The organism is Rhodococcus sp. NyZ502, assembly GCF_041464245.1.
GTDB classification, from domain to species: domain Bacteria; phylum Actinomycetota; class Actinomycetes; order Mycobacteriales; family Mycobacteriaceae; genus Rhodococcus_F; species Rhodococcus_F qingshengii.
In genome coordinates, this window is record NZ_CP167155.1 from 4201753 (window position 1) to 4227500 (window position 25748).

18 protein-coding genes, 2 rRNA genes and 1 riboswitch (1 of these 21 running past the window's edge) are annotated in these 25748 nt (G+C 61.1%); of the genes, 9 read left to right on the plus strand and 11 right to left on the minus strand.

Annotated features, from left to right (window positions below):
• Nucleotides 1–150 precede the first annotated feature (150 nt).
• Nucleotides 151–1152, plus strand: coding sequence for an MBL fold metallo-hydrolase (locus ACBG85_RS19225; protein ID WP_095971500.1), 1002 nt, complete (start codon nt 151–153; stop codon nt 1150–1152).
• A 42-nt stretch (nt 1153–1194) separates the two neighbouring features.
• On the opposite strand, the gene ACBG85_RS19230 is transcribed toward ACBG85_RS19225, so the two are convergent.
• Nucleotides 1195–2115: a universal stress protein gene (locus tag ACBG85_RS19230; RefSeq protein WP_003940649.1), complete on the minus strand. Its 921-nt coding sequence runs from the start codon at nt 2113–2115 to the stop codon at nt 1195–1197.
• A complete protein-coding gene (locus ACBG85_RS19235; RefSeq protein WP_046378864.1) occupies nt 2112–3557 on the minus strand; it encodes an amino acid permease in 1446 nt (481 codons plus the stop codon). The genes ACBG85_RS19230 and ACBG85_RS19235 overlap by 4 nt, the downstream gene beginning before the upstream one ends.
• Before the next feature lie 160 nt (nt 3558–3717).
• Here ACBG85_RS19235 and ACBG85_RS19240 point away from each other — a divergent pair, with 160 nt between their 5' ends.
• The gene (locus ACBG85_RS19240; protein WP_372024415.1) at nt 3718–5511 is read left to right on the plus strand and encodes an alanine racemase; all 1794 of its coding nucleotides are present in this window, start codon (nt 3718–3720) and stop codon (nt 5509–5511) included.
• 31 nt (nt 5512–5542) lie between these two features.
• Nucleotides 5543–6385, plus strand: coding sequence for a hypothetical protein (locus ACBG85_RS19245; protein ID WP_050655380.1), 843 nt, complete (start codon nt 5543–5545; stop codon nt 6383–6385).
• On the opposite strand, the gene ACBG85_RS19250 is transcribed toward ACBG85_RS19245, so the two are convergent.
• On the minus strand, nt 6386–7360 hold the full coding sequence (locus tag ACBG85_RS19250; protein ID WP_372027882.1) for a TauD/TfdA dioxygenase family protein: 975 nt from the start codon (nt 7358–7360) through the stop codon (nt 6386–6388).
• A 234-nt stretch (nt 7361–7594) separates the two neighbouring features.
• Here ACBG85_RS19250 and ACBG85_RS19255 point away from each other — a divergent pair, with 234 nt between their 5' ends.
• The gene (locus tag ACBG85_RS19255) at nt 7595–8020 is read left to right on the plus strand and encodes a nuclear transport factor 2 family protein (protein ID WP_054187335.1); all 426 of its coding nucleotides are present in this window, start codon (nt 7595–7597) and stop codon (nt 8018–8020) included.
• A 3-nt stretch (nt 8021–8023) separates the two neighbouring features.
• On the opposite strand, the gene ACBG85_RS19260 is transcribed toward ACBG85_RS19255, so the two are convergent.
• The gene (locus tag ACBG85_RS19260) at nt 8024–8257 is read right to left on the minus strand and encodes a hypothetical protein (protein WP_047269827.1); all 234 of its coding nucleotides are present in this window, start codon (nt 8255–8257) and stop codon (nt 8024–8026) included.
• Nucleotides 8258–8537: 280 nt separating this feature from the next.
• Here ACBG85_RS19260 and ACBG85_RS19265 point away from each other — a divergent pair, with 280 nt between their 5' ends.
• Nucleotides 8538–10031: a stealth family protein gene (locus ACBG85_RS19265; RefSeq protein WP_020970156.1), complete on the plus strand. Its 1494-nt coding sequence runs from the start codon at nt 8538–8540 to the stop codon at nt 10029–10031.
• Nucleotides 10032–10082: 51 nt separating this feature from the next.
• Here ACBG85_RS19265 and ACBG85_RS19270 read toward each other — a convergent pair whose 3' ends face one another.
• The 3 genes from ACBG85_RS19270 to ACBG85_RS19280 form a co-directional block, all read right to left on the minus strand.
• Nucleotides 10083–11450 (minus strand): NtaA/DmoA family FMN-dependent monooxygenase, encoded by a 1368-nt coding sequence (locus ACBG85_RS19270; RefSeq protein ID WP_047269826.1) that lies wholly within the window; start codon nt 11448–11450, stop codon nt 10083–10085.
• A 20-nt stretch (nt 11451–11470) separates the two neighbouring features.
• On the minus strand, nt 11471–12817 hold the full coding sequence (locus tag ACBG85_RS19275; RefSeq protein ID WP_372024418.1) for an LLM class flavin-dependent oxidoreductase: 1347 nt from the start codon (nt 12815–12817) through the stop codon (nt 11471–11473).
• Nucleotides 12800–12913, minus strand: a riboswitch (SAM riboswitch). It overlaps the preceding gene by 18 nt.
• Nucleotides 12914–12991: 78 nt before the next feature.
• Nucleotides 12992–13897: a phosphodiesterase gene (locus ACBG85_RS19280; protein WP_204856379.1), complete on the minus strand. Its 906-nt coding sequence runs from the start codon at nt 13895–13897 to the stop codon at nt 12992–12994.
• A gap of 339 nt (nt 13898–14236) precedes the next feature.
• Between ACBG85_RS19280 and ACBG85_RS19285 the strand changes: the two genes are divergently transcribed.
• On the plus strand, nt 14237–15610 hold the full coding sequence (locus ACBG85_RS19285; RefSeq protein WP_003940669.1) for a dicarboxylate/amino acid:cation symporter: 1374 nt from the start codon (nt 14237–14239) through the stop codon (nt 15608–15610).
• A gap of 172 nt (nt 15611–15782) precedes the next feature.
• Nucleotides 15783–16142, plus strand: coding sequence for an excalibur calcium-binding domain-containing protein (locus ACBG85_RS19290; protein ID WP_372024421.1), 360 nt, complete (start codon nt 15783–15785; stop codon nt 16140–16142).
• Nucleotides 16143–16194: 52 nt separating this feature from the next.
• Here the strand turns inward: ACBG85_RS19290 and ACBG85_RS19295 are convergent, their stop codons facing one another.
• On the minus strand, nt 16195–17313 hold the full coding sequence (locus tag ACBG85_RS19295; protein ID WP_125051585.1) for an alpha/beta hydrolase family protein: 1119 nt from the start codon (nt 17311–17313) through the stop codon (nt 16195–16197).
• A gap of 111 nt (nt 17314–17424) precedes the next feature.
• On the opposite strand from ACBG85_RS19295, the gene ACBG85_RS19300 reads away from it, so the two are divergent.
• Both ACBG85_RS19300 and ACBG85_RS19305 read left to right on the plus strand, forming a co-directional pair.
• Nucleotides 17425–20607 (plus strand): SNF2-related protein, encoded by a 3183-nt coding sequence (locus tag ACBG85_RS19300; RefSeq protein WP_372024423.1) that lies wholly within the window; start codon nt 17425–17427, stop codon nt 20605–20607.
• A 113-nt stretch (nt 20608–20720) separates the two neighbouring features.
• Nucleotides 20721–21296, plus strand: coding sequence for a TerD family protein (locus tag ACBG85_RS19305; protein WP_003940660.1), 576 nt, complete (start codon nt 20721–20723; stop codon nt 21294–21296).
• Nucleotides 21297–21377: 81 nt separating this feature from the next.
• Here ACBG85_RS19305 and ACBG85_RS19310 read toward each other — a convergent pair whose 3' ends face one another.
• The 3 genes from ACBG85_RS19310 to ACBG85_RS19320 all read right to left on the minus strand — a co-directional run.
• The gene (locus ACBG85_RS19310) at nt 21378–22667 is read right to left on the minus strand and encodes a plasmid pRiA4b ORF-3 family protein (RefSeq protein ID WP_372024426.1); all 1290 of its coding nucleotides are present in this window, start codon (nt 22665–22667) and stop codon (nt 21378–21380) included.
• Nucleotides 22668–23161: 494 nt separating this feature from the next.
• A 5S ribosomal RNA gene (rrf, locus tag ACBG85_RS19315) occupies nt 23162–23278 on the minus strand.
• Between the two features lie 153 nt (nt 23279–23431).
• Nucleotides 23432–25748: ribosomal RNA gene (locus ACBG85_RS19320) — 23S ribosomal RNA — on the minus strand; it runs 818 nt beyond the window's last position.

Below are 25748 nucleotides of genomic sequence, written 5' to 3' on the forward strand. Positions count from 1 at the left end.
CCATTCAGTCGATAAAACTCTCACCGATCCGAAGTCGACCGAAAACATGCCGAACTCCCGCCAGGCAGGACCTGTGTCACCGACCAATCGAGCGCACGGTAAACATGAAGTACTAAGAGTGCGTTCCCTTATCGTTAAGAGGTACTTGATATGAACGGTGCGGCAGCCATCGGTGATGGCATATTTCAGATTCCTGTCCCGATCACGGACAACCCGCTCGGGCACACGCTCGTCTACGCCATGGAATCCCCCGGCGGACTGATCTTGGTCGACGCTGGTTGGGGCGACGACAACGGCTGGCAGGGCCTAAACGCGGGGCTCGCCGAGATAGGGCATTCGGTGACCGACATCGAGGGGGTCGTAGTCACGCACTTCCATCCGGACCACACCGGACTGTGCGGGCGGGTCCGCGAGGCATCCGGCGCCTGGATCGCGATGCACGAGGACGACCACTACCTGTTCGATCAGATGTCGACTGCACGCGACGACGAGTGGATGGCCTACCAGCTCGAGAACATGGAACGCGCTGGAGCCCCCAAAGCCGACCGCGATGCCTTCCGGTTGACTGCCGCGGGTGAGTCTCCCGTGGGCCCCGAGTCCGCTCCCGACCGCCTTCTCGCGGACGACGAGATCATCGCGCTGACCGGCCGCGGCCTCCGCGTTGTCTACACCCCCGGCCACACCCCTGGCCACGTCTGCTTCTACCTCGACGACGCCGACGTCATGTTCACCGGCGACCACGTCCTGCAGAAGACAACCCCACACGTCGGCAACTTCGTGTACCCACTCGACGAGCGTGACGCCCTCGCCGATTTCCTCGACTCGCTCGCACGGGTGCAGAACATGAACATCACCCGCGGTCTCGGCGCTCACGGCATTCCGATCGACGACGTCGGAGGTCGCGCCGGCGAGCTGATCGAGCACCACCAGGAACGACTCGATCACCTGCTGCAGGAGTTCGCCGACGACAAGCTCACCGTGTGGGACGTCGCGGCAAAGATGAAGTGGTACAAGCCGTGGGCCGAGATCTCCCCGATGGGAAAGACGATGGCGCTCTCCGAGGGCGCAGCTCACCTTCGCCATCTGGTTGCCCGAGAGCAGGTCTCTCAGGTTCCCGGCTCCGAGCCGGCGCTCTTCGCTCGCTCCGTCTGAAAGAACAGGGCCGACAAGCACTCCGCTCGTCGGCCCTGATCTCTATTCCGCTTCGGCCTGATCGACTATTCGGGTCGACGCGGATCGCGGGACCACCACCACCGGAACCGGCGAGTACCGCACGATCTTCGCTGCCCGACTGCCGAGGAACACCCGGGCCAGTGGACCCGCCTTGCTCGAGCCGACCGTCAGAACGTCACCTCGATCCCACTCGACGCCCTCGAGCGCCTCGGCCCAGTTACGGCCATGGCTGATAACCGATTCCATGACGTCGGGTATTTCGGGCAGTGCACGCACGCGCTCGAAGGCAGCGTTGGTCTCACGCTCGACCACCTCGGCCCACTCGGAGATGATCGGCGAATCCCCCTCGGTCCCGAGCGTGGTCGTGTACTGCGCGTTCGCACGAACTGCAAACGCCGCCAACCTGAGTCCGGCATCGACACGCGCAGCCACAGTCGCGGCGGCGAGCACCAGATCGTCCTGATCTGGTGTGCCCGAGTAGGCGGCGGTGACGCGGCGAACCACCTCACCGGGCTTGGTTCGAAATCCCCTCGGCGCCAGCGCGACCGGAACGTCGGAGCTGTGCAGCAAGCGGGAGGTGACACTGCCGAGAGCCACGTGACCGAACACCCCGGCTGTGGACGAATCCAGGACGATCATCTTGGCTTCGTGCTCGTGAACAAGATCGAGCAGGCCACTCGACGTCGACTGAGCCTCATGCACGACATAGGTCACATCGACGTCGGAGGGCATGTCTGCCCGCGCTTTCGCCAGCGCCGCTTCGGCTTCGGCTCGCAACTGCTGGTGGTATTCGGCGTCGACACGCGCCATTCCGGGCGGTGGCGGCGAGGGAATCACCGCGCAGATCACCAGCGGTTCACCGGACGAGCGCGCCAACAGCGTTGCAAGATGGACGGTTCCGGAACTGTCACCGTCGGGTGCGTATCCCGCGAGCAGCGTCATGACTCGGACTCCGAGCCCAATTCGGCGCGGTTCTTCGCACCGAGGCGCGAGTGCTTCATACCGTAGGCGAAGTACCAGATGATCGCGACGGTCACCCAGACGAGGAACACGTAGATCGTGACGGTTCGGAGGTCCTTGATGATCCACAGACAGCCCAGGATCGAGAGGATCGGCGTCACCGGATAGCCGGGAACTTTGAAGCTGCGCGGCAGGTCCGGGTCACTGCGCCGCAGGATGATGACCCCGATCGAGACCACAAGGAAGGCCACCAGGGTTCCGATGCTGGTCATTTCGGCGAGGAAGTTGATCGGAATGAAACCGGCCAGAATGCTGATGACGACACAGACGATGATGGTGTTGGGCACCGGCGTCAGAGTCCGCGGGTTCACCTTGTGGAAGATCGACGGAATCATGCCGTCGCGTGACATCGCGAATAAAATACGGGTCTGACCGTAGATGACCACGAGCGTGACGCTGCAGATCGAGATCACCGCACCGGCGGCCAGAAGCGTTCCCGGCCAGGTAGATCCGGTTACCTGTTCGAGGATCGCGGACAGTCCGGCTTCCTGACCTTCGAACGATGCGGAATCCTGTGCACCGATCGCGACGGCGACAACGGCGATGTAGATCGCGGTGACGGACACGAGCGCAATGAGGATCGCGAGAGGGAGATTGCGACGAGGGTTCTTCACTTCTTCGCCGGCGGTGGACACAGCGTCGAGGCCGATGTACGAGAAGAAGATGATTCCGGCGGCGGACATGACGCCACTGAATCCGAACGGTGCGAAGTCGGCGAAGTGATTGCTGTTCCATCCGGCGATGCCGACCACGATGAAGAGCAGCAGAATTGCGAGTTTGATCGAGACCATGATGGCGTTGGCCTTGGCCGATTCACTGGCGCCGCGGATGAGCAGAACACCGCACAGGCACACCAGGATCACTGCGGGCAGATTGATGATGCCGCCCTGCTCCGGCGCTTGTGACAACGCGTCGGGGATCTGGAACCCGAAGAGGTTGCCCAGTAGCTGGTTCAAGTACTGCGACCATCCGACGGACACCGCCGCGGCCGAGACTCCGTACTCGAGAAGCAGACACGCGCCGACGGCCATGGCCGGAAGCTCTCCGAGCGTCGCGTAAGCGTAGGAATACGACGAGCCCGACGCCGGGACAGCTCCGGCCAACTCCGCGTAACAAATCGCTGTGAGTCCCGCGACGACACCGGCAACAACGAAGGAGATGATCACTGCCGGACCCGCAACCGGGACTGCCTGCGAGAGGACGAAGAAGATACCGGTGCCGATCGTGGCGCCGATGCCGAACATGGACAACTGCGCCAAACCGATACTGCGGGTCAGCTCGCCGCCGTTGGTATCTGCGCCGGTCTCCTGGTCTATCTGCAAAGCCGGCTTGCGCCGAAGTACGTGTTTGACGAGAGTAGCCATCGACGCTCCTCTAGAGTGCCTGGTAGGAAACTGTTGTATCCTCATACTGCACGTAAGTGTCCTGCGACACAACAGTTGGAGCAAAGTTGCCCAGCTCACGCCAACCGTCCGGTCTCGAATGCCCGGATCGTGAACCGCCTTCGGAGAAAACGGGGAGATCATGACCGGACCGACCATCACCGTCGACCTGCGTCGTATCGAACAGAATGCGCGCGTCCTCGTCGAGGCGTCCAGCGCTCACGGTATATCGGTGGCCGGTGTCAGCAAATCTACGTGCGGCTCCCCCAAAGTGGCACGAGCAATGGTCCGCGGCGGCGTCACGCAGATCGCCGACTCCCGCCTGGACAACCTGGCCCGCATTCGCCGCGACGGCATCACCGTTCCCCTGATGCTGATCCGCGCACCGTCGCTGAACGAGATCGACGACACGATCCGCTACGCGGACATCAGCCTCAACTCGGAGTTGACGACGATTGTTGCTCTGGGCAGAGCAGCACGGGCGCGAGGAGTAATCCACGACATCGTGCTGATGATCGACCTCGGAGATCTCCGCGAAGGGATCCTGCCGGCGGAGGCGTTGGATGTAGTCGCCGAAATCCTTCCCATCGAGGGCATCAGACTGATCGGAATCGGCGCGAATCTCGCGTGCGTCGGCGGCATCCAGCCAACCGTCGACAACCTGTCGAATCTGGTCTACATTGCCGACGAAATCACGAAGCGGTTCTCGATCGAACTGCCGATCGTTTCCGGCGGCAATACGTTCTCTCTGCCACTCCTCGAGACCGGAACGATGCCCGAGGGGATCAACCATCTGCGTTTGGGTGCCAGCATCGTTCTGGCCGAATCACCGACTCCCCCAGGACTGTACGAACTGCTGAACAACGACGCCTTCACTCTCACCGCGGACATCATCGAGGCCAAGATCAAGCCGTCGCGGCCGTATGGAGTCTCAGGGGAAGACGCGTTCGGCCGACGCCCCGTCTTCGACAACGAGGACAAGCCGAGCCGACGCCTGATCTTGTCCATCGGCCGCGAGGACATCTCGCCGGAAGGCTTGACCCCGATAGATCCGCGCCTGAAAGTGATCAGCGCCAGCAGCGATCACCTCCTCGTCGACGCCGGAGAAACAGGTGACGAATACCGACTGGGTGGCACCGTCGACTTCACGATCGATTACGGCGCGCTCTTGATGGCGATGACATCGCCCTACGTCGAAAAGCGCTACGTCCTGGGCACCGAACCGATCGATGCCAATGCGACCGTCGAATTGATCGATCTCGAAACTACCGGGCTGGCAAGCCATCTCCTCGATCACGGTCTACGCGAGGACATGTCCGGAATCGGTTTCAACTGCATTCAAGCCGAGAACGCCGCCGCGGATCTCACAACGCTGCCGCTGTGGCTCACTACCGAGGCCTGGCAGAACACCAGAATTCCGATTGCCACCGAACCCGGAACCGATTTGGGTGCAATCATTTTCGCCTCCCACGGCGATATCGAACAACTGCTGTCGTCGGCGGCGGATCTGCACGGCCCCAGTTTGGAGAACACCGTCTTGGTGGGGGTCAAGAACGCCACGGTCGATCACAAGCGCGCACTCGACGAGTACGGGGTATTGCTGGTGACGATCGACGAGATCGATCGCCATGGCATGGCGGCCTTGATGCCTCGCGTTCTCGCCGCGGCGGGACAGGGTGTGAACGGCGTCCACGTCCACTTCGACATGGACATCATCGACGGGCGTGTTCTCGGCGTCGACGACACGACACATCTGGGCGGCCTCACATTCCGAGAAGCGCACCTCGCCGCCGAATTCATCAGCGAGACCGGCCTGACGAGATCGATTTCGATCGGCAGCGTTGCGGGAGCGGATTCCGATCCTCTCGGCCGTCAGGCGACCTTCGTCGACGGACTGGTTGCATCGCTGCTCGGGCGCAAGGTGGTCAAAGCCTGACGTTGTCGGCAGCCCTTGCGAGAATCGTTCGATGATCACGCGGAGCTCCGGTCAGCACGTATTCATCGCACTCGGCACGCCGTGGCTCGATGCCGTGGTCGCGTTTCTCGAACCCCGTGCCCGTGTCGATCCCTGGATCATGCGCGGAAAGATGGCCATCGGCGACCTGTTGATCACTGTTCTCGACACCACGCCTCGCACGCTGCTCTGCATCGAGACCGTGGCTGCGCCGTTCGACGGCACGTCGCCGATTGAAGTCGATGAACGCCCGTACGAACTCCACGGTTTGCCCACCGTTCCCGAACTCGAACAACGATGGTCCATCACGTTTCCCACGGACCCGGGGCCGGTCGACGACGCACTGGCCGACCGGATTCTCACGGCCGGCCAGTCACACTACGCGCACTACTTCGGCGACATCGACACGCTGGATCCGACGTCCACAGCTGCCCACGCCCGAATGTTGATGAACGAGCGGGGAAACTGCACAGGTTGCCGCTCACCGCTGCCGTTGCGAATGTTCAACAGCGGCGATCGCCTTCACTTTCATTCCGCATCACGGATCTTCAGGCAGGCTGAACCTGGTGACGACTACCCAGCCGTCCTGTGCCGCAAATGCACCGGAAGGATGGCCACGTCCGGGCACACCAACTTCATCGACTACATGCTGTCGAAGAATCCGTCGTGCCCACTCTGCGGTGCACACAGAACCGCTCAGTGTTCCCCGGGGATGCCGGTCCATCCATTCGATCACCTACCGTGGCTCGCCGGAACAGGCTGCGTCGTGGGACCGGACACCCCGGAATGGACGTGCCGAGCATGCAATCACTCATGGGGACAGATGTTCCCGCCGGATCACCCGCAGCACGACTGATCAGTTCGCGACAAAGCCGGGAAGCCGGTCGATGTCTGCAACGATCGAGAACTCGGATGCATCGCCCTTGATGATGCGGCTCTGCTCACCGTGGACGTCGACGGGAACGTCACCGGCCAACGTCACGCGGTGCACACTGCGGGCCTGAGTCCCGTAGTCGGCGATACCGTAATGCTGAGTCGCCTGGTTGTCCCAGATCGCCAGGTCGCCGGCCGACCAGTTCCATCGAACAGTGTTTTCCAACTTGATGATTCGTGCCTGCAGGATCTGGTAAAGAGCTACCGACTCCGACGGCTTGAGCCCGACGAACTCCTTGAAGAAGTGACCGAGCAGGAGGGTCTTCTCCCCCGTCGCCGGATGGATACGCACCACCGGGTGTTCGGTCTCGTAGATCTCACGGGTGAATTCGGCGTAGTAGGCCTGGCGCTGCGCGTCCACCGGATTCGCCTGATCGACAACCTCGGCATAGTCGTAGGCATTGGTGTGAACGGCCCGCAAATTCTCGACCAAGACTTTGAGCGAAGGCGGCAGTTGGTCGTACGCAGCGGTGGTCGACGCCCACGTGGTCGCTCCGCCGTACTCGGGAATGGTCGTCGCTCGCAGAATCGAGGCTTTCGGAATGCGGTCGACAAACGTCACGTCCGTGTGCCAGCTGTTGGCGGCACGGTCGAGCACCAACAGCTTGTCGCCCCTGGACTTCACCGTCGGATGCGGGGTGGTCTGGGTGCCGAGGGTTCCGGCGAATTCGTACTGCGACGTGTCGTCGAGATGCCGCTGCCCACGGAAGAACACAACCTTGTGCGCTGCCAGCGCATAGTTGATCGCGTAGGCGGTCTCTTCGGACAAGTCGCCGGAGAGATGGACGCCGTCGATGCGGGCGCCGATCAGCTCGCCTACTTTGTGGACGGTGATTCCGCCGGCAGCGTAGATCTGCTCCGGGGTCTGGGTGACACGTTCGAGTTCGGTGACGGACATGGCGATCTCCTGTGAGTCGGTCAAGCCTGCGGGCACGGCAGTCGTCATGGCGCTGCCTACCGTGAACACTCAATCATTTACGCTGCGCGCCCGAATACGGTTGAACTCGAGGTGATCTCAAAGTTCGCCGCTCCCTCGCCGGAGAATATTGCCGCTCACTGGGACGAGGCCGTCGTCGTTGTCGTCATGAGCTGTAGCGTGCGATCTGCCGCACCCAAGTCTACGGAGGACAGCATGCAACCCGAGGGCCCTGCCGAACAGATTCGTTCAACGCTCGCTCGCATCGCGCATCTTGCCGATACCGGCTCGGTCGAGGATTACGTGGAGCAGTTCACCCGCGAGGCCGAATGGAACATGCCGGCCAACCCCGATCGCGGTATCCCCGCACAGGTACGACGCGGCCGCGAAGAAATTGCTGCTGGAGTAGTCGAGCGCAGGGCGGCCGGAATTCAAGGGCCTGGCACGTTCACGCGTCACATCACCACCGCGATCGCCGTGGACGTGACCTCGGAAACGACAGCCCGCGCGGATGCGGTGTGGACGTTCTACGTCGACACAGCCACGTCGCCCGAACTCAGCGGCGTCGGGAGCTACGCGGACGAGTTCGAACTCGAAGACGGGCGGTGGCGACTGTCGCGACGAGTGATCTCGCGCGGCTGACGGTCAGTCTTCTTCGCCGGTGATCGCCTCACACCAGTCTTCGACCTGATCGATCCCCTCTTCCGTCCATTCCGGGCTCATGTCTTCGAGTGCATCGAAGACCACCTCGCAGGTCAGCATCTCTGGTGAACCCTCCGACCCCGCTGCCTCGGTTCGCTCCGCAGACGCTGTCGCAACTGGGCCGGCGGCCAGCGCAACCGCCACCGCGCCTGTTCCGACCATCGCTTTCACACGCATCGGTTCTCCTCCTTCACTCTCGCTTCGGTCCTCGGGGTACCCGACTCGCCCCGCGCTACCCATCCCCGTCACTCATGTCCGACTTTCGGCGCCGACGGCATAGACTGAGCTCGTCGCCACCACGCTCTCGCAGCGTCGGGGGCGACAGATACACAGCTGGATCAGAATCGGAAGGCATCCCATTACAGAATCTCCCGCTCCGCACGACATCTACTTCGTACCCCCGGAGCAGGACAGCCCCAATCCTGTGGAGCCGGCGTCGGCCGCGTCACGCGCACGGATGGGCGAGCTACCCGAGACCGTCCGATTCAAGAATCGTTTTGCCCTCGCGATCACGACCACCACGCCGCTCGAAGCGATGGTCGAAGATCTCCTCTTCATCCGCGACATCCTCGACGCCGCAGGAATCGAGTATCTACTCGTCCGCGGAAACGACGAGCGCCCCGTGATCGCGGTGAGCTGGACCGAGCGCAAAAACCTGCGGCAGGCACTTGTCGAGGGATGCGCCAACGCACCCTTCTATTCCAAAACCGTCGACGCGAAGAAGAGTCCAGCGCTCCTTGTCGCGGACGGTGCCCTGTCGAAAACCAACAAGTCACGGATCTTCCGCTTGTTCCGTCCGAGGGTTCACGTCGCAAGCGGTATGAACTACGGCGCGAACATCGGCGTTCAGATCGAATTGTGGTCGATTTCCGACGAAGAAATCGTCCTACCCGTCGAGAACTCACTGACACGACGAACCGTCCTCCCCGAAGAAGCTGTCCGAGGAACCGTCGAGCGATTCGGCCGGATCTGGCCGACCATCGAGAACATGTTCGCCGATCATGCCTCCGATATCAGCTTCGATATCGATCTTGTCTTTTCCTGGGTCGACGGTTCTTCCAAAGAGTTTCAGGCTCAGCGCGCCAAGCGCATGCAGAACTACATCGTCGGCGAGGGCGACGAATCAGAAGCGCGCTTCCGTCAGATCGACGAGCTCAAATACGCACTTAGATCTATCCACATGTACGCGCCGTGGATCCGGCGGATCTTCGTCGCAACCGATTCCGATCGTCCGGACTGGCTTGCCGACGATCCGCGAGTCACGTTCATGCCCAGCGAAAAGTTCTTCGCCGATCCAAGTGTGTTGCCCACCCACAATTCTCAAGCTGTCGAGTGCCAGCTGCACCATATTCCGGGTCTGGCAGAGCATTTCCTCTACTCCAATGACGACATGTTCTTCGGTCGCCCCGTCGGCCCTGACATGTTCTTCTCCCCCGGTGGGATCAGCATGTTCATCGAGGCCGACACCAGAATCGGATTGGGACACAACGACAACGACCGCAGCGGGTTCGAGAATGCGGCCCGCGTCAACCGCCGTCTGCTGCAGGACCGCTTCGGTCTGATGACCACCAGACATCTGGAGCACGCAGCGACGCCACTACGCAAGAGCGTGATGGCCGAGATGGAACGCGAGTTCGCCGAAGACTTCGCGGCCACTGCAGCAAGCACCTTTCGCGCGAGTTCCAATATCTCGGTGACCAATTCGCTGTACCACTACTACACGCTCATGAGTGGACGGTCGGTGGTGCAGAAGTCCGCAGCCGTCAAATACGTCGATACGACGGTCAAGGCCGGTTTGCGCGACATGGACTCACTGCTCGCCAAGCGCTCCATGGACTTCTTCTGCCTCAACGACGGCAGCGCTCCGGAGATCGATCTGGAACTTCGCACACGCAAGATCACGGAGTTCCTGGAGAGCTACTACCCCATCCCGGCGCCCTGGGAAGCCTAGACGAAACGAGGGCCCAGCCGATTTCGGCTGGGCCCTTGCTACTTCGGTCGATCAGCGTGCTGTCACATGCTCCCGTTGCACCGGAATGGGCAGTCCGAGATTGTCACGCAACGTCGTTCCTTCGTAGTCACTGCGGAGGACACCTCGATCCTGCAACAGCGGCACCACGTCGTCGACGAACTCGTCGAGGCCGGTCGGCACGAGGTGCGACCCGAGGATGAATCCGTCCGAACCGTCGTTGCTGACAAACGAATCTATTTTCTCGGCAACCTGCTGCGGTGTACCCACGATCGGTCCACGCTCGAACTGATCGATCACCACTTCGCGCAGATTCAACTTCTTGCTCTCGGCGACCGCGCGCAGTTTTGCGACGGTCGCGAAACGATCTTGGTGAATGAAGGCGCGGCCCTGGATGATCGGCGGAGCCTCGGGATCCGGAGCGATATCGGGTAGTGGTCCTTCGGGGTCGTACTTCGACAGATCGAGATTCCAGATCTGTTCGAGCAGAACCAAAGCGGTCTGGCCGGTGACCTGCTGGTCGCGAATCTCTCGGTACTTCTCGATCGCATCTGCCTCCGAGGTGCCGAGAACAAAACTCGCCGACGGCAGGATCTTGATGTCGCCCGGGTCACGTCCGGCCGCAACGGCACGTGCTTTGATATCGCGATAGAAATCGGCCGCCTCGGGCAACTGACCGTACGGTGAGAAGATCGCGTCGGCATTGCCGGCAGCAAAATCGCGCCCCTGCGGCGACACCCCGGCCTGCAGAATAACCGGGCGCCCTTGCGGGCTACGCGGCACTGTGAATCGGCCGTTCACGTCGAAATGCGATCCATGAAAGACGAATTCACCGGCATCCGGTCGCGCGAGAAAGCGCCCTGATGCCTTGTCGGCCACGATGTCGTCGCTTCGCCACGAATCCCACAGTTCACGCACCAGCGCTACGGTCTCCTCCGCACGCTCGTATCGTTGCGCGCGGTCGAGGTATCCACCGCGGCGAAAGTTCTGGCCGGTGAATGCGTCGAACGAGGTGACGACGTTCCAGGCGGCACGCCCTCCGGACAACTGATCGAGCGTCGCGAATTGGCGGGCCAGTTCGTACGGCTCGTTGAACGTGGCATTGATAGTGCCGGCCAATCCGAGGTGTTCGGTTACCGCCGCCAACGATGCAAGGACCGTGAAGGTGTCCGGCCTACCGATGATGTCTTGGTCGAAAATCTGTCCCGCACGCTCACGAAGGGCGAGGCCTTCGGCGAGGAAGAAGAAGTCGAACTTCCCACGCTCGGCGGTTCGAGCGGTGTGCTCGAAAGAATCGAACTCTATCTGGCTGCCCGCCTGCGGATCCCACCACGCAGTGTGATGGTTGACGCCGCCGAGGTAGGCACCCAGGATGACCTGCTTACGCTTCTGAGAACTCATGAGAATCTATTCCTCGTCTGTCAGGCGGCCGGAGTACCGGCGGCGTAGCGGTTGGGAACGTCGATGGGTAGACCAAGGAGTCCGCGAAGATTCGCCTGCGGATATTCGGTGCGGAATACGTTGCGTCGCTGCAATTCAGGCACCAGCTCACCTGCGATGGCGTCGACGTCGTCCACGACAACGCCCGGCCGCAAACGGAAGCCGTCGATTCCCAACTGCTGCCACCGGAGAACAAGATCCGCCAACTCCGCAGCAGAGCCGGTGAAGGTCAGTGCGTCCGAACGGTATTCGGCGCCGGCCTGCGCGTCGAGGCGAGCGAGCCGTTCCTTTCCGGTTTCTTCCGGCGTATCGAAGAAGACGACGATGTCGGTGAAGACCCGAAGCGGTTCGCCGGTGCGCTGCACGTGTTCTTCGGCTGCTCGCACTTCACCCAGGATTGCCGTGACCTGCTCGTCGTCGAACGGCGTCACGAACACCAGATCGGCCGTCCGCGCCGCCAGCTCGTACGCGACCCGCTGATGAGCCAATGCGGTGACGACGGGATGCCCCTGCGGCGGGCGCGGAGTCACCGACGGTCCACGGACCGAGAGGTACTTTCCCTCGAAGTCGATGTAGTGCAGCTTGTCCCGGTCGATGAATCGGCGCTGCTCCACATCACGGATCTCGGCGTCGTCCTCCCAACTGTCCCAGAGTCTCCGGACGACGTCGGCTGCCTCCGCAGCTTCGTCGAACAGCGCGCGCACGAAGTCCGGGAGGACGCCTGAAACGATCAACTGACGGTCGGCATCGGTGAGCGCTGGGATGTCGCGACGCCCGAACTGTGCTGCCTCGGATTCCGACGCCGACACCTTCACCTGCCATCCGGCGCGACCGCGCGAGGTGTAGTCCAGCGTGGCAACGGCTTTAGACACGTGGAACGGTTCGGTGTGAATGGTGGTGATGGTCGGGATCAAGCCGATGTTGCTCGTGATCGGTGCCAGTCGGGCGGCCACGAGATGTGCGTCGAGCCGAGCGCGCACCCGGTCAACCGCGTCGTCGACAGGCTCGAGTGGGTTGGCCGGCACCGAGAGACTGTCCTCGATGGTGACGAAATCGAGCAGACCACGCTCGGCGGTCGTCACCACGTCAGTCCAGTACGACGCGCTGAACAGCTCACTCGGGCGCGAGTGCGGCTCTCGCCAGGCCGCTGGGTGCCAACCGGCACCGTCCAGCGCTACGGCGAGATGCAGCGGAGCAAGATGAGAAGAAGGGGTCGAGGTCATCGGCGCATACTCCTGTTCGAGAACTACTCGGGAGCGCACAGTGCCGACCGCAGAAACCGTCAGCACCCGACTGACGGTTCTCGTGGCGACTGCCGCTTGCGACACGCACCGCGCGTATCGCCAGGTGTGATTCCGGGGCACCCCATCGGCATGAAGGGTTGCCGTCCAGCTAGCCGGTCCTTGTTGCTGGAGCTCTGCACCTACCTCGACGGTAGTGAGTACGCGACCGCCCGGCAATCACCCGGAACTGCGCGTGGGTGCCGGAAACCGCCTGCCACCTCAGATGATCGAGCGTGCCGCCTTTTCGCTCTCGAGGATTCGAATGCCGGCAGCACTGAGTCTCCGGGCACCCTCGGCCGCATCGACGGGCTCACCGACCGTCACGTGCGCACCGAGTGGAACGACCGAATGAACAATTGTCTCGTCGTACACGTGCACCAGATTGCACCCCTGAGCACCGTCACGACCACGCTGACCACCGACTTCCACGTTCAAGTCCTGGGTGTAACACGTCGACGACGCCACGGAAACCGGAATGCCGGCGAACGTCGCCGTCGTCGAATAGTGCAGATGCCCAGCAAGAATCGCTCGGACGTCGCTGCCACGCAAGACGTCCGCCAACCGGGACTGATCGCGCAACTCCACCAGAACCGCGAGATCCTGAATGCACGGAACCGGCGGATGATGCAGCGCCAGAATTGTTCCGTCGGGCGCCGGCACCGCCAATTCTGCTCGTAGCCAATCCAATTGACGATCCGAGATCTCACCGTAGTGGTGACCGGGAACCGACGAATCCAGGGTGATCACCCGCAGTCCGTCAAGGTCGTAGACGTTGTCGACGGGATCATCGGTGGCGTCCTCGCCCAACAGCAGAGATCTGAACGTAGGGCGGTCGTCGTGGTTGCCCATCGCCCAGACGACCTGCGCATCGATCTCGGCCGCCACGGGTTCCACGATGGCTTTCAATTCCGCGTATGCGTCGGGGTGTCCCTGGTCGGTCAGGTCGCCGGTGAATATCAGTGCATCCGGGCGTGCGCCCGAGGCCACGATCCCGCTGAGCACTTCCCGCAATCTCGTCGACGCATCCACGGCGTCGTACAACTCCCCCTGAGCCACCAGATGCGTGTCACTGAGGTGCACCAGGAAATGCTTCGGACGCGGGTACTCGGCATTCCGAACGCTCATCGGTCTCTCGCTTCCGCTTGCCGACGCGTAGGCGCCGGTGCGGCACCTACTGATCGTCGAGACTAGTCAACCGACCAACAGTGACTGATCGGGGCACACCCGACGAACACGAAGCGAACTCCCGCGGCGACCCTCGGGATCGAGTAGTTGAAGCTGCGAGTAGTGTGTGGACAGTGTTGTTCCTGACCAGTCGGCGTTACGTCGACCTTCGCCTGCAGGCGAGCGCAATGTGTACGCGCTCGCTCTGACCTGACGCGTACCAGGAAACATTTCTTCGAATCTGCCCGGCCTCTGGTGCCGCGCTGCGTTTCGCTCCCTTGATTTTCGAAAGGCATAGTCATGCCCAGCTCCACCTCCACCGGCGTGCCGGAAAAGTCCACGTCCCGTTTTCCGTCCTGGGCGACGGCATTCGGACCGCAGATCGTCGCCGGTCTCGTACTCGGTGTCATCATCGGTCTCGTCGCCCGGGCAATGCCTGATGCGGCCGACGGCAATGTCAACTGGTTGGTCGGCACCGTGCAGACCATCGGTTCGAGTTACGTCAAGCTGCTCACCGTTGCGGTGATCCCGCTGGTGTTCACCGCCATTGTCAGCTCCATCGCCAATCTGCGCCAGGTCGCCAACGCCGCTCGTCTGGCTGTGCAGACCTTGCTCTGGTTCGCGATCACCGCTTTCATCGCTGTGATCATCGGCATCATCGTCGGCCTGATCACCGATCCCGGTTCACGGACCGACGTCGCCGCCGAAGCCGCGAAGGAACCCAAGAGTTCCGGCTCGTGGTGGGCGTTCATCACCGGACTGGTTCCGAACAACTTCCTGGGGTTGGGTGCAAAGACTTCCGTCGCCGAAGGCGTGGCGACTACATCGCTGAGCTTCAACGTCCTGCAACTGCTCGTCATCGCCGGCGCAATCGGCATTGCTGCACTCAAGATCGGTCCCAAGGCTGCTCCGTTCCTCGAGTTCAACGCATCGCTTCTCGCGATCGTTCAGAAGGTCCTGTGGTGGATCATCCGACTCGCCCCGATCGGCACCGCTGCGCTGATCGCCAACGCTGTCGCCACCTACGGCTGGGATGCAATCGGCTCGCTGGGCGTCTTCACCGCCGCCATCTACATCGGTCTGGCCATTGTCTTCTTCGTGGTCTACCCCATCCTGATTGCCGCACACGGTCTCTCGGTTCGAAGCTTCTTCTCCGGTGTCTGGCCCGCAACTCAACTCGGGTTCGTCTCGCGCTCGTCGATCGGCACCCTGCCGCTGACCGAACGCGTCACCGAACGCAACCTCGGTGTTCCGCGTGAGTACGCCTCGTTCGCCGTTCCGCTCGGTGCCACCACGAAGATGGACGGTTGCGCCGCAATCTATCCCGCGATCGCGGCAATCTTCGTCGCCGGCTTCTACGACGTTCCGCTGACCTTCACCGATTACCTGCTGATCGTCGTCGTTTCGGTCATCGGCTCGGCAGCAACGGCCGGAACTACGGGTGCGACAGTCATGCTCACACTCACACTCTCCACCCTGGGTCTTCCCTTGGCCGGCGTCGGACTGCTCCTCGCAGTCGAACCGATCGTCGACATGGGCCGCACCGCAGTCAACGTCACTGGCCAGGCACTGGTCCCGGTCATCGTCGCAAAGCGTGAGGGAATCCTCGACAAGGAGCGCTTCGACGCTCCCCGCAACGGTGACCCCTTCGCCGAGGAACTTGTCGACGCGTAACCCTCGATGACTACAGCAGCGTCCTCGCACCTGAGCAATACGGTGCGGGGACGCTGCTTTTCACCCCAGATTTCACCCTTACCGAAATAAACCATTTGGTCGTTATGACCAGTATGCTCAGCCGGCACAGCCCTCAGAAGTGGAAGGGCTGCCCAGTTGAACACGAGGTCACATGAAGCTCCGCCGTCTGGCATTCAGCGTCGCAGGTTGCGCCGCAATCACTCTGGTTGCCGCACCCGCCGCTCAGGCATCCACGGTTTTCGATTTCCTACCGATCGAGATCGCACGCATGATTCCGACTGGCTCTGCCGACGCAGTCCAGCCGTTCCTTCCCCCGGTCTTCGCACCGCCGGCGCCGCCCGCTCCGCAAACGCCCCAGAACCAGCCGGCGCCGCAGAACACTCCCGCACCAGCGCGGTACTACCAGAACTGCACAGCCGTTCGTAATGCCGGCGCAGCTCCGTTGTACCGGGGCCAGAACGGATACGCCCCGCATCTCGACCGCGACAACGACGGCATCGCCTGCGAGTGATCCAACGCTCGGGTTGTGGTGCATCCACAACCCGAGCACTGTTGTCGAACCGTCAGACGCCCAATGCCCGGGACAGAGTCGGCCACGCCTTCGGCAGTCGTTCACGCCAATACGCCCACGCGTGCGTGCCGTTCGGCTCGTAATCCACCTGCGCCGGAATCTTCAGCTCCTGCAACCGCGCGTCGAACATCTTGGTGCAGGCGTGCGCAGCAACCTCGATGCCGCCGCCGATCACCAGACGCTCGAGTAGTTCCGGAGTCTGCAGAGTCTCGTCGGATCCGGGACGACCATTGGCCGTCGACACGTAGATTTCCTTGCCACGCAACTTCTCTGCATTGATCAACGAATCGTGTGCCTCCCACTCCGGGCCCCCTGGCACACCCCAGATGTTGGCCGGATCTCCGCTTCGAGAAGAAATCGTGGCCTGGACGGCAGTTCGGCCGAGCGGATCCATCGTGGAATAACAGCCGCTGAACACGGCAACGCCGCGATACATGTCCGGAAAGCGTTGGGCGAGCATCATTGCACCCATCGCGCCCATGGAATTGCCGGCAATCGCGTTGATTCCGTTGGTCTCGAGTCGCGCGTCGATCAGCGGTGGCAACTCCTCGGTGATGAAGGTTTCCCACTTGTGCAGTCCCAGCCGCGGATCCGGATTCTCCCAGTCCGAGTACAGGCTCGCGATTCCGCCATTAAGCATCACGACGTTGACGTTCTTGTCGGCGAAGAACGCCGGGGCGCCGCCGATCGTCATCCATCCGCTGCTCTTCTCTCCGGCGTCGACGCCCTCGAGCATGTACAGCGCCGGGCGCGGAACCGAATTGTCCGCGGGTAGCAAGATCTCGACGCCGACCTCGCGTCGAAGTGCAGGCGACGCCACCGTCAGCCTGACAGCCTGCGGTGCGGTCACCTTCTCGCCGACGATGGCCGGGACGACGATGTCGTCGCGCAGCTCCGGCTTGGGGCCCGGATCCTCCTGAAGCGGTCCTGGGATCGTCGACCCCGAACTCACGCTGCCCTCGACGCTGCCCAGACTTCCCGAGCTTCCCGAGCTCCCGGAACTCGGCGCTGCCGTCGACAGTCCGCCCAACTGCAAAGAAAGTGCACAGACGGCCAAACACACCGCACCTGTGCGCGCAGATCGGATCCACGCACGCCGCTCAGTCCTCATGAAACTCCCAAACCAGTCAAAGATGTTTCCGTGAACATACCGTGCAGTTCGGACTTTCTTGGACAAACGACCACGACAAGATCTGTCGGACGCCGCTACTACGCTGGCCCCGTGCAACAGGACTCAGTCAAGGCCCTCGACCTCGACCGAGTTCGCGCTGTCGTCGGCACGACAACCTACGACCGCGGACTTACCTACCTGCGGCAGAATGCGGTCGTGTCCATCAGTTGGAACGGCACCCCGGATACCTTGACCGGGGCCGTGGCGGGGACCGCGCGGGAGCCGTACACCTGCACAATCTCGATAAGTCACAGCGTGGCCGGTGCTGCCACATTCACGCGTGGCATCTGCACGTGTCCCGTGCGGATGAACTGCAAACACGTGGTCGCGTTGGTACTCGCAGCGGTGGCCGAGGCGAACACGACGCCACGACAACTCGGATGGGACCGCGCGCTCGAGGAGTTGCTCCGACCAGACCCGGCCGGCCGTACTACACGTGGACTTGGCATTCAATTCACCACCCGAACCAAGGGCGCATCGACAAGGCTCATCATCAAACCCGTACAACCAGGAGCGAGAGGGTGGATCTCCGGCGGGCTCGCCTGGAACAAGCTCGGAAGCACTTTTCAGTTCCCCGCAGATCACCTCCGGGTTCTACGCGACATACATCTCCTCCACAGCGCCGGCAACTACTACCGAAATCAAAATGCCGCGGAAATCGATCTTGCCGGGTTCGCGAGCCCGCAACTCTGGTCGCTTCTTCGTGAGGCCATCAGCGTCGGCGTTTCACTCGTTCACTCGAAGGCCGGCCTCGGCAACATCTCCCTACTCGACGATGCCAGCATCTGCCTCGACGTCCACGGAGCGGAAGACAACAACCTCCGTCTCACTCCCCGAATTCAGACCGATGGGCACATCGTGACTCATTCCGACTGGGGACTGGTCGGCACGCCGGCACATGGCGTCTTCGCGCTCGACGCCGCCAACGCGATCACTCTCGCACCACTGCACACGCCGATAACTCACCAATTGAGGCAGTTGATCGACTCCGGAAAGTCAGTCGACATACCCGCCGAGCATCGGGATGCATTCACGTCGCGGTTCGTGTTCAAACTCGGAAACCTCGCTCCCGTCATATCTTCCGACGGTGCTTACAACCCACCGACTGTGTCCGGTCCTCGGCTACAACTGATGGCCACTTACGCGGACAACCACCGCATCGACATCGAATCGGCATGGAAGTACACCGTCGATGCCGACGAACTGATCATTTCTACCGCAGACACAACCACCGACGAGTCCGAGATCCGCAACCACGTTGCCGAAGATGCCATTGCCAAGAGCCTCGGTGCGGCCGCGGCGAAGGCCACTCTCGCGGGAACTTTGACCGGCCTCGATTCCATGCAGTTCACACTCGACCTCCTGCCCCAACTCGAAGCGCACGACGCCATCGACCTCAAGGTTGCAGGAACCCCTGCCGACTACCGGCCTGCAGACGATGCTGTCGTGATCGGCCTCAGCACATCAGCCCCCGACGGGGACAGCGGATCCGACTGGTTCGACCTCGATGTCACCGTCGATGTTGCGGGACAAAGCGTTCCGTTCACAACACTGTTCTCTGCTCTGAGCAAGGGCGAGACTCACATACTGCTACCGGACGGCGCCTTCTTTCGGCTCGACGCACCTGAACTACTCGGTCTGCACCGTCTCATCACCGAAGCGCGGTCGCTACTCGATCGGCCTACCGGCAAACTCGGGATCAGCAAATTTCAGGCCGGACTGTGGGAAGAATTGACGGCGCTCGGAAGAGTCGAACATCAAGCAGCAGCATGGAAGAAGCAGATCGCAGGATTGCTCGGCAGTTCGGGCATCGATCCGGTCGAAGTCCCGGACACGTTGACGGCAACGCTACGTCCCTATCAGGTCGACGGATTCCGTTGGCTCAATTTCCTGCGCCAGCACAGCCTGGGCGGCATACTCGCCGACGACATGGGCCTGGGCAAGACACTGCAGACCCTCGCAATGATCTGCGCTGCAAGGCAATCGAATCCAGCCGCGCCTCCCTTTCTGATCGTCGCACCCACCAGCGTCGTATCCAACTGGAAGTCCGAAGTGGCGAAGTTCGCACCGACCCTCCACACCGCTGTCATCACGGACACGCTGCGCCGCAGAAAAACCGATCTGGCCGCACTCGTCGGCGGGGCGGACATCGTCGTGACGTCGTACGCTCTCTTTCGCCTCGACACCGATGCGTATTCCGCCGGCCGCTGGTCCGGACTGGTACTCGACGAAGCCCAATTCGCCAAGAACCACAAGTCCAAGGTCCACCAGTGCGCGAGGGCGGTGAACGCACCGTTCAAACTCGCGATCACCGGTACACCCATGGAAAACAATCTTCTGGAGTTGTGGTCGCTCCTCGCAATCACTGCACCAGGACTGTTTCCCAGCCCCACCACCTTCACCGACGTCTACCGCACTCCCATCGAAAAAGACCGTGATACAGAACGATTGGCGCAACTGCGACGACGCGTCAAACCGCTGATGGTGCGGCGCACCAAGGAACAGGTGGCCGCAGACTTGCCGCCCAAGCAGGAGCAGGTACTCGAGATCGAGTTGCATCCGAGCCATCGCGCGATCTACGACACCCACCTGCAACGCGAACGGCAGAAGATTCTCGGACTGCTCGACGACGTCGACAAGAACCGCTTCACGATCCTGCAGTCGCTGACGCTGCTACGCCAACTCAGTCTCGACGTCTCGCTGGTCGACGAGGAAAGCGGACCCGTCCCATCGGCCAAGGTCGACGCTCTCGTCGAGCAACTGGACGACGTCGTTGCGGGCGGACACCGCGCGTTGATCTTCAGCCAATTCACCGGGTTCCTTGGTTCTGTCCGCAACCGACTCGACGCGGAAAAAATTGCGTACAGCTATCTCGACGGTTCGACGCGCAATCGCGGTGAAGTGTTGGAGGAGTTCAAGTCTGGTGCAGTCCCCGTCTTCCTGATCAGCCTCAAGGCTGGTGGCTTCGGCCTCAATCTCACCGAGGCCGACTACTGCTTCATTCTCGACCCCTGGTGGAACCCGGCCGCCGAGGCACAAGCGGTCGACCGTACTCACCGCATCGGGCAGACACGAAACGTCATGGTCTACCGCCTCATTGCCAAAGACACCATCGAAGAGAAGGTCATGGCACTCAAAGCCAAGAAGTCGGCATTGTTCTCGAATGTCATGGACGCCGAAGGCACACTGGGCACCGGACTCGACGCCGACGATCTTCGCGCGCTGTTCGAGTGAGGTGCCTATTCGGTCGAACCGCACCTACCCGCTCACGGTAATGTGAGTCGCGAACGGACAACACAGAACTCCCGAACGAAGAAATCCACTTCGTTCGAACGAGAGGAACCTGAATGGGCGTCACACTTGCCAAGGGCGGCAACGTATCTCTGTCGAAGGCCGCACCCAATCTGACCAAGGTCGCAGTCGGTCTCGGCTGGGATGCACGCAGCACCAGTGGTGCCGACTTCGACCTCGACGCCAGCGCGTTGGTCACCGGCCCGGAACGCAAGGTCCTTTCCGACCTTCACTTCGTCTTCTACAACAACCTTCGCTCGCCCGACGGATCCATCGAGCACACCGGCGACAACCTCACCGGTGAAGGTGACGGCGACGACGAGGTCATCAACGTCGACCTCCCGGCTGTACCGCCCAACGTCACCAACATCTTCTTCCCCGTCTCGATTCACGACGCCGATGCGCGACTCCAGTCCTTCGGACAGGTCACCAACGCCTACATCCGCGTCGTAGATCTGTCGAACGGCTCCGAACTGGCACGCTACGACCTCTCCGAAGATGCATCCACCGAGACAGCCATGCTTTTCGGTGAGCTCTACCGCCACAATGGCGAATGGAAGTTCCGTGCAGTCGGACAGGGATACGCATCCGGACTCGCCGGAATCGCCCGCGACTACGGCGTGAACATCTGATCTCTATCGGTACACGAAACGGGGTTCGATTCGGCATTGCCGGATCGAACCCCGTTTCGGTTGTCTGCGTCGACGCGCGAGTTAACGCCGCAGGATCGCCCTCGCGAGGTGAACAGCCCAGGGCGAGTCCGCTTTGCTGCCGAACTTCCCCAGCTCGTACCCCGTAGCGCCGATCAATCCGAGCACCTCTACGGTGCTCCCTGACGTGTCACGTCTGGGAGTCTGAGCCCCAGCCATCAGGATGCTCGACGACCGAATCGGCTCCAGCGCTCCCGCGACGAAACGATGACGATCCGCCGGCGACATGCCGGCGGCTACAGCAAGGAGGACAAGGAGTTCCACCGCTCTCTGCGAGCCGCCGGGCGCAACCGGAACTCCCTCGACGATCACCGACCACGTCATTGACGCGTCCCGCTCTGCCAACTGTCCCCGCTTCGTCAGAACAATCTGCCCTTTGTGCTTTCGCACCAGGCCGAACTTCTTGAGCACTGCGAAGAGTGATCGCCCTTGTGGAAGGTTTACAGGTCCCAGTTCAGGTTCGTCGAGCATCGCGTCGACCGTCGTGAAGAAATCATCGGCACCGATCCCTTCGACACCGATCAGAGCCAGAACCGCTTGAATGCGTTGGCCCGCCTCGACGTGGACCAACTCCCCGATTGCCGACTGATCGTCAATGCCTGCTCGGGCGAGGACCGCGTGCAGTTCCGGGACTCGCGAGGGTCCCAGGCATTCGACGAGCTTTGCAATGTCGTACGACGCAGCGATCTCGTCCGGTCTAGGACTATGCAGTCGATTATTGACCTCAGCGATCTCGAATCGTGTCGGCTCGAAATCAGTTTGTGGCCATTCGAGGGTCCATTCGTGGGAGCGCAGCTTCTCCGAAGCGAGAACACCGAGGAGTTGCTCGTACTCGTCAGGTCCGACACATTCCTCCGGCGGACAAGCACCGCGACCCGCGGCACACACAACTTGGAACCCTTCGGGCAGTACTTCGGAAGATTCAAGTGTCAGCGTGTGGCGCCAGTTCCCGAAGCGTCCGTAGCGATAACTGATTTCATCGCCAGGCGAGACCATGACCTCGTCCAGGCGTACCGCGGACTCTACGATCGCCGCTCGGCCGGCCCGACGCTGCTCGGCGTTGCTCCCGGAAGCTACGTACTCTTCGACCTCGCCGGGAAATCGGCTGCCGGACTTGGACCACGCGTGCGATTGACGGTCACTCCACCCCATTGCCCGTTGAACCACCGAATGCAGGTCATCCAGATTCAGATCCGACGCGACGAGGATTCGTCGCCAGATCTGAGTGGAAACATTGTCGACACTGATACGTATCGCGTATTGCGCCGGTACCGCGCGCCTCTTCGAACGCAACGATCGCGCAATCTGAATGCCCCCACGCCCTCCGCCAGCTTCTAGTACAAACCTTTGCAGTTCTTCAGGTTCCGTCGGAACGAGTCGCAAATGCGACACCCTCGAGCTGCTCAACCCCACCATGAGACTCAGCCTAGGCCAAAGTGCTAGGGACGAAGGCACAAAATCGGAGAGTACTTCGGACTTATGAGACGGTTCACAATCTATACCTTGGCTAACAAGTCGCTACGTGCGTCGGCGGCGGCATCTTCCTCGCCCAATTCCTGCCCTGATGGTGTGAACGTACCGTTCCCCTCGCCTAAGAGGGTGAGCGTGTCGTTCACTCGGTCCCGAACAGGGTCCGCGAGCCGGCCGTGCTCTTCTGCTCGTGATGGTGTGAACGGTGCGTTGGGTCGATCTGGGGCGACGACAGTGCTGTTCGCTCGAAGTCGGGGGTGTTTTGGGTACGAGAAAGCCCCCCAACCAGTACTGGTTGGGGGGCTTCTCTAATGTGTGTTCGGCGGTGTCCTACTCTCCCACACCCTGTCGAGTGCAGTACCATCGGCGCTGAAGGGCTTAGCTTCCGGGTTCGGAATGGGACCGGGCGTTTCCCCTTCGCTATGACCGCCGTAACTCTATGAAACTGTCACAGTAACCTTCTTCTGATCACCTGGTTTCACCACCCGTCAACACCAGTTTCTGGTGTTGGGGGATGGAGAAAACAGGGTTTCTCATCAGTATCTGTGTGTTGTTTCAGATACCGCACAGTGGACGCGTAGCTTCTTTGTGGTAAGTCCTCGGCCTATTAGTACCAGTCACCTGCATGCATTACTGCACTTCCAGTTCTGGCCTATCAACCCGGTGGTCTGCCGGGGGCCTTACCCCCTCGAGGGGGTGAGAAACCTCATCTTGGAACAGGCTTCCCGCTTAGATGCTTTCAGCGGTTATCCCTTCCGAACGTAGCTAACCAGCGGTGCTCCTGGCGGAACAACTGGCACACCAGAGGTTCGTCCGTCCCGGTCCTCTCGTACTAGGGACAGCCTTCCTCAAGTTTCTAACGCGCGCGGCGGATAGAGACCGAACTGTCTCACGACGTTCTAAACCCAGCTCGCGTGCCGCTTTAATGGGCGAACAGCCCAACCCTTGGGACCTACTCCAGCCCCAGGATGCGACGAGCCGACATCGAGGTGCCAAACCATCCCGTCGATATGGACTCTTGGGGAAGATCAGCCTGTTATCCCCGGGGTACCTTTTATCCGTTGAGCGACACCGCTTCCACTTGCCGGTGCCGGATCACTAGTCCCGACTTTCGTCCCTGCTCGACCTGTCAGTCTCACAGTCAAGCTCCCTTGTGCACTTGCACTCGACACCTGATTGCCAACCAGGCTGAGGGAACCTTTGGGCGCCTCCGTTACATTTTGGGAGGCAACCGCCCCAGTTAAACTACCCACCAGGCACTGTCCCTGAACCAGATCATGGTCCGAGGTTAGAGGTCCAATTCGATCAGAGTGGTATTTCAACAACGACTCCACGATAACTGGCGTCACCGTTTCACAGTCTCCCACCTATCCTACACAAACCGAACCGAACACCAATACCAAGCTGTAGTGAAGGTCCCGGGGTCTTTTCGTCCTGCCGCGCGTAACGAGCATCTTTACTCGTAATGCAATTTCGCCGAGTCTACGGTTGAGACAGCTGAGAAGTCGTTACGCCATTCGTGCAGGTCGGAACTTACCCGACAAGGAATTTCGCTACCTTAGGATGGTTATAGTTACCACCGCCGTTTACTGGGGCTTAAATTCTCAGCTTCGCTCCCGAAGGAACTAACCGGTCCTCTTAACCTTCCAGCACCGGGCAGGCGTCAGTCCGTATACATCGTCTTACGACTTCGCACGGACCTGTGTTTTTAGTAAACAGTCGCTTCTCACTGGTCTCTGCGGCCCCACCCAGCTCAGACAGTAAATGTCGTCACCAGACAGGGCCCCCCTTCTCCCGAAGTTACGGGGGCATTTTGCCGAGTTCCTTAACCATAGTTATCTCGATCGCCTTAGTATTCTCTACCTGACCACCTGTGTCGGTTTGGGGTACGGGCCGTGTGAAAGCTCGCTAGAGGCTTTTCTCGGCAGCATAGGATCACTGAATTCGCCTCAATCGGCTACGCATCACGTCTCAGGCTATGTGCGACCCGGATTTGCCTAGGTCACGCCCTACACGCTTACACCAGTATTACCACTGACTGGCTCAGCTACCTTCCTGCGTCACCCCATCGCTTGGCTACTACCAGATCAGGTCCCATGCATCCACCAACTCGAGACCCGAAGGTCTTCTCGTGGCTTCAGGATGGTTAGTATCACTGATTCACCATGGGCGCGTTCACACGGGTACGGGAATATCAACCCGTTGTCCATCGGCTACGCCTGTCGGCCTCGTCTTAGGTCCCGACTCACCCTGGGCGGATTAACCTGGCCCAGGAACCCTTGGTCATTCGGCGGACGAGTTTCTCACTCGTCTTTCGCTACTCATGCCTGCATTCTCACTCGTGTGGCCTCCACGGCTAGGTCACCCTGCCGCTTCCATGGCCACACGACGCTCCCCTACCCATCCACACACCTGCCCAACACTCCGCAGAGTGAAGGGGGGCTATTGCGTGAATGCCGCAGCTTCGGTGGTGTACTTGAGCCCCGCTACATTGTCGGCGCAGGATCACTTGACCAGTGAGCTATTACGCACTCTTTCAAGGGTGGCTGCTTCTAAGCCAACCTCCTGGTTGTCTTCGCGACCCCACATCCTTTTCCACTTAGTACACGCTTAGGGACCTTAGCTGGCGATCTGGGCTGTTTCCCTCTCGACTACGAACCTTATCGCCCGCAGTCTCACTGCCGCGCTCTCACTCACCGGCATTCGGAGTTTGGCTGATTTCGGTAAGCTTGTGGGCCCCCTAGACCATCCAGTAGCTCTACCTCCGGTGAGAAACACGCGACGCTGCACCTAAATGCATTTCGGGGAGAACCAGCTATCACGGAGTTTGATTGGCCTTTCACCCCTACCCACAACTCATCCCCTCAGTTTTCAACCTAAGTGGGTTCGGTCCTCCACGACGTC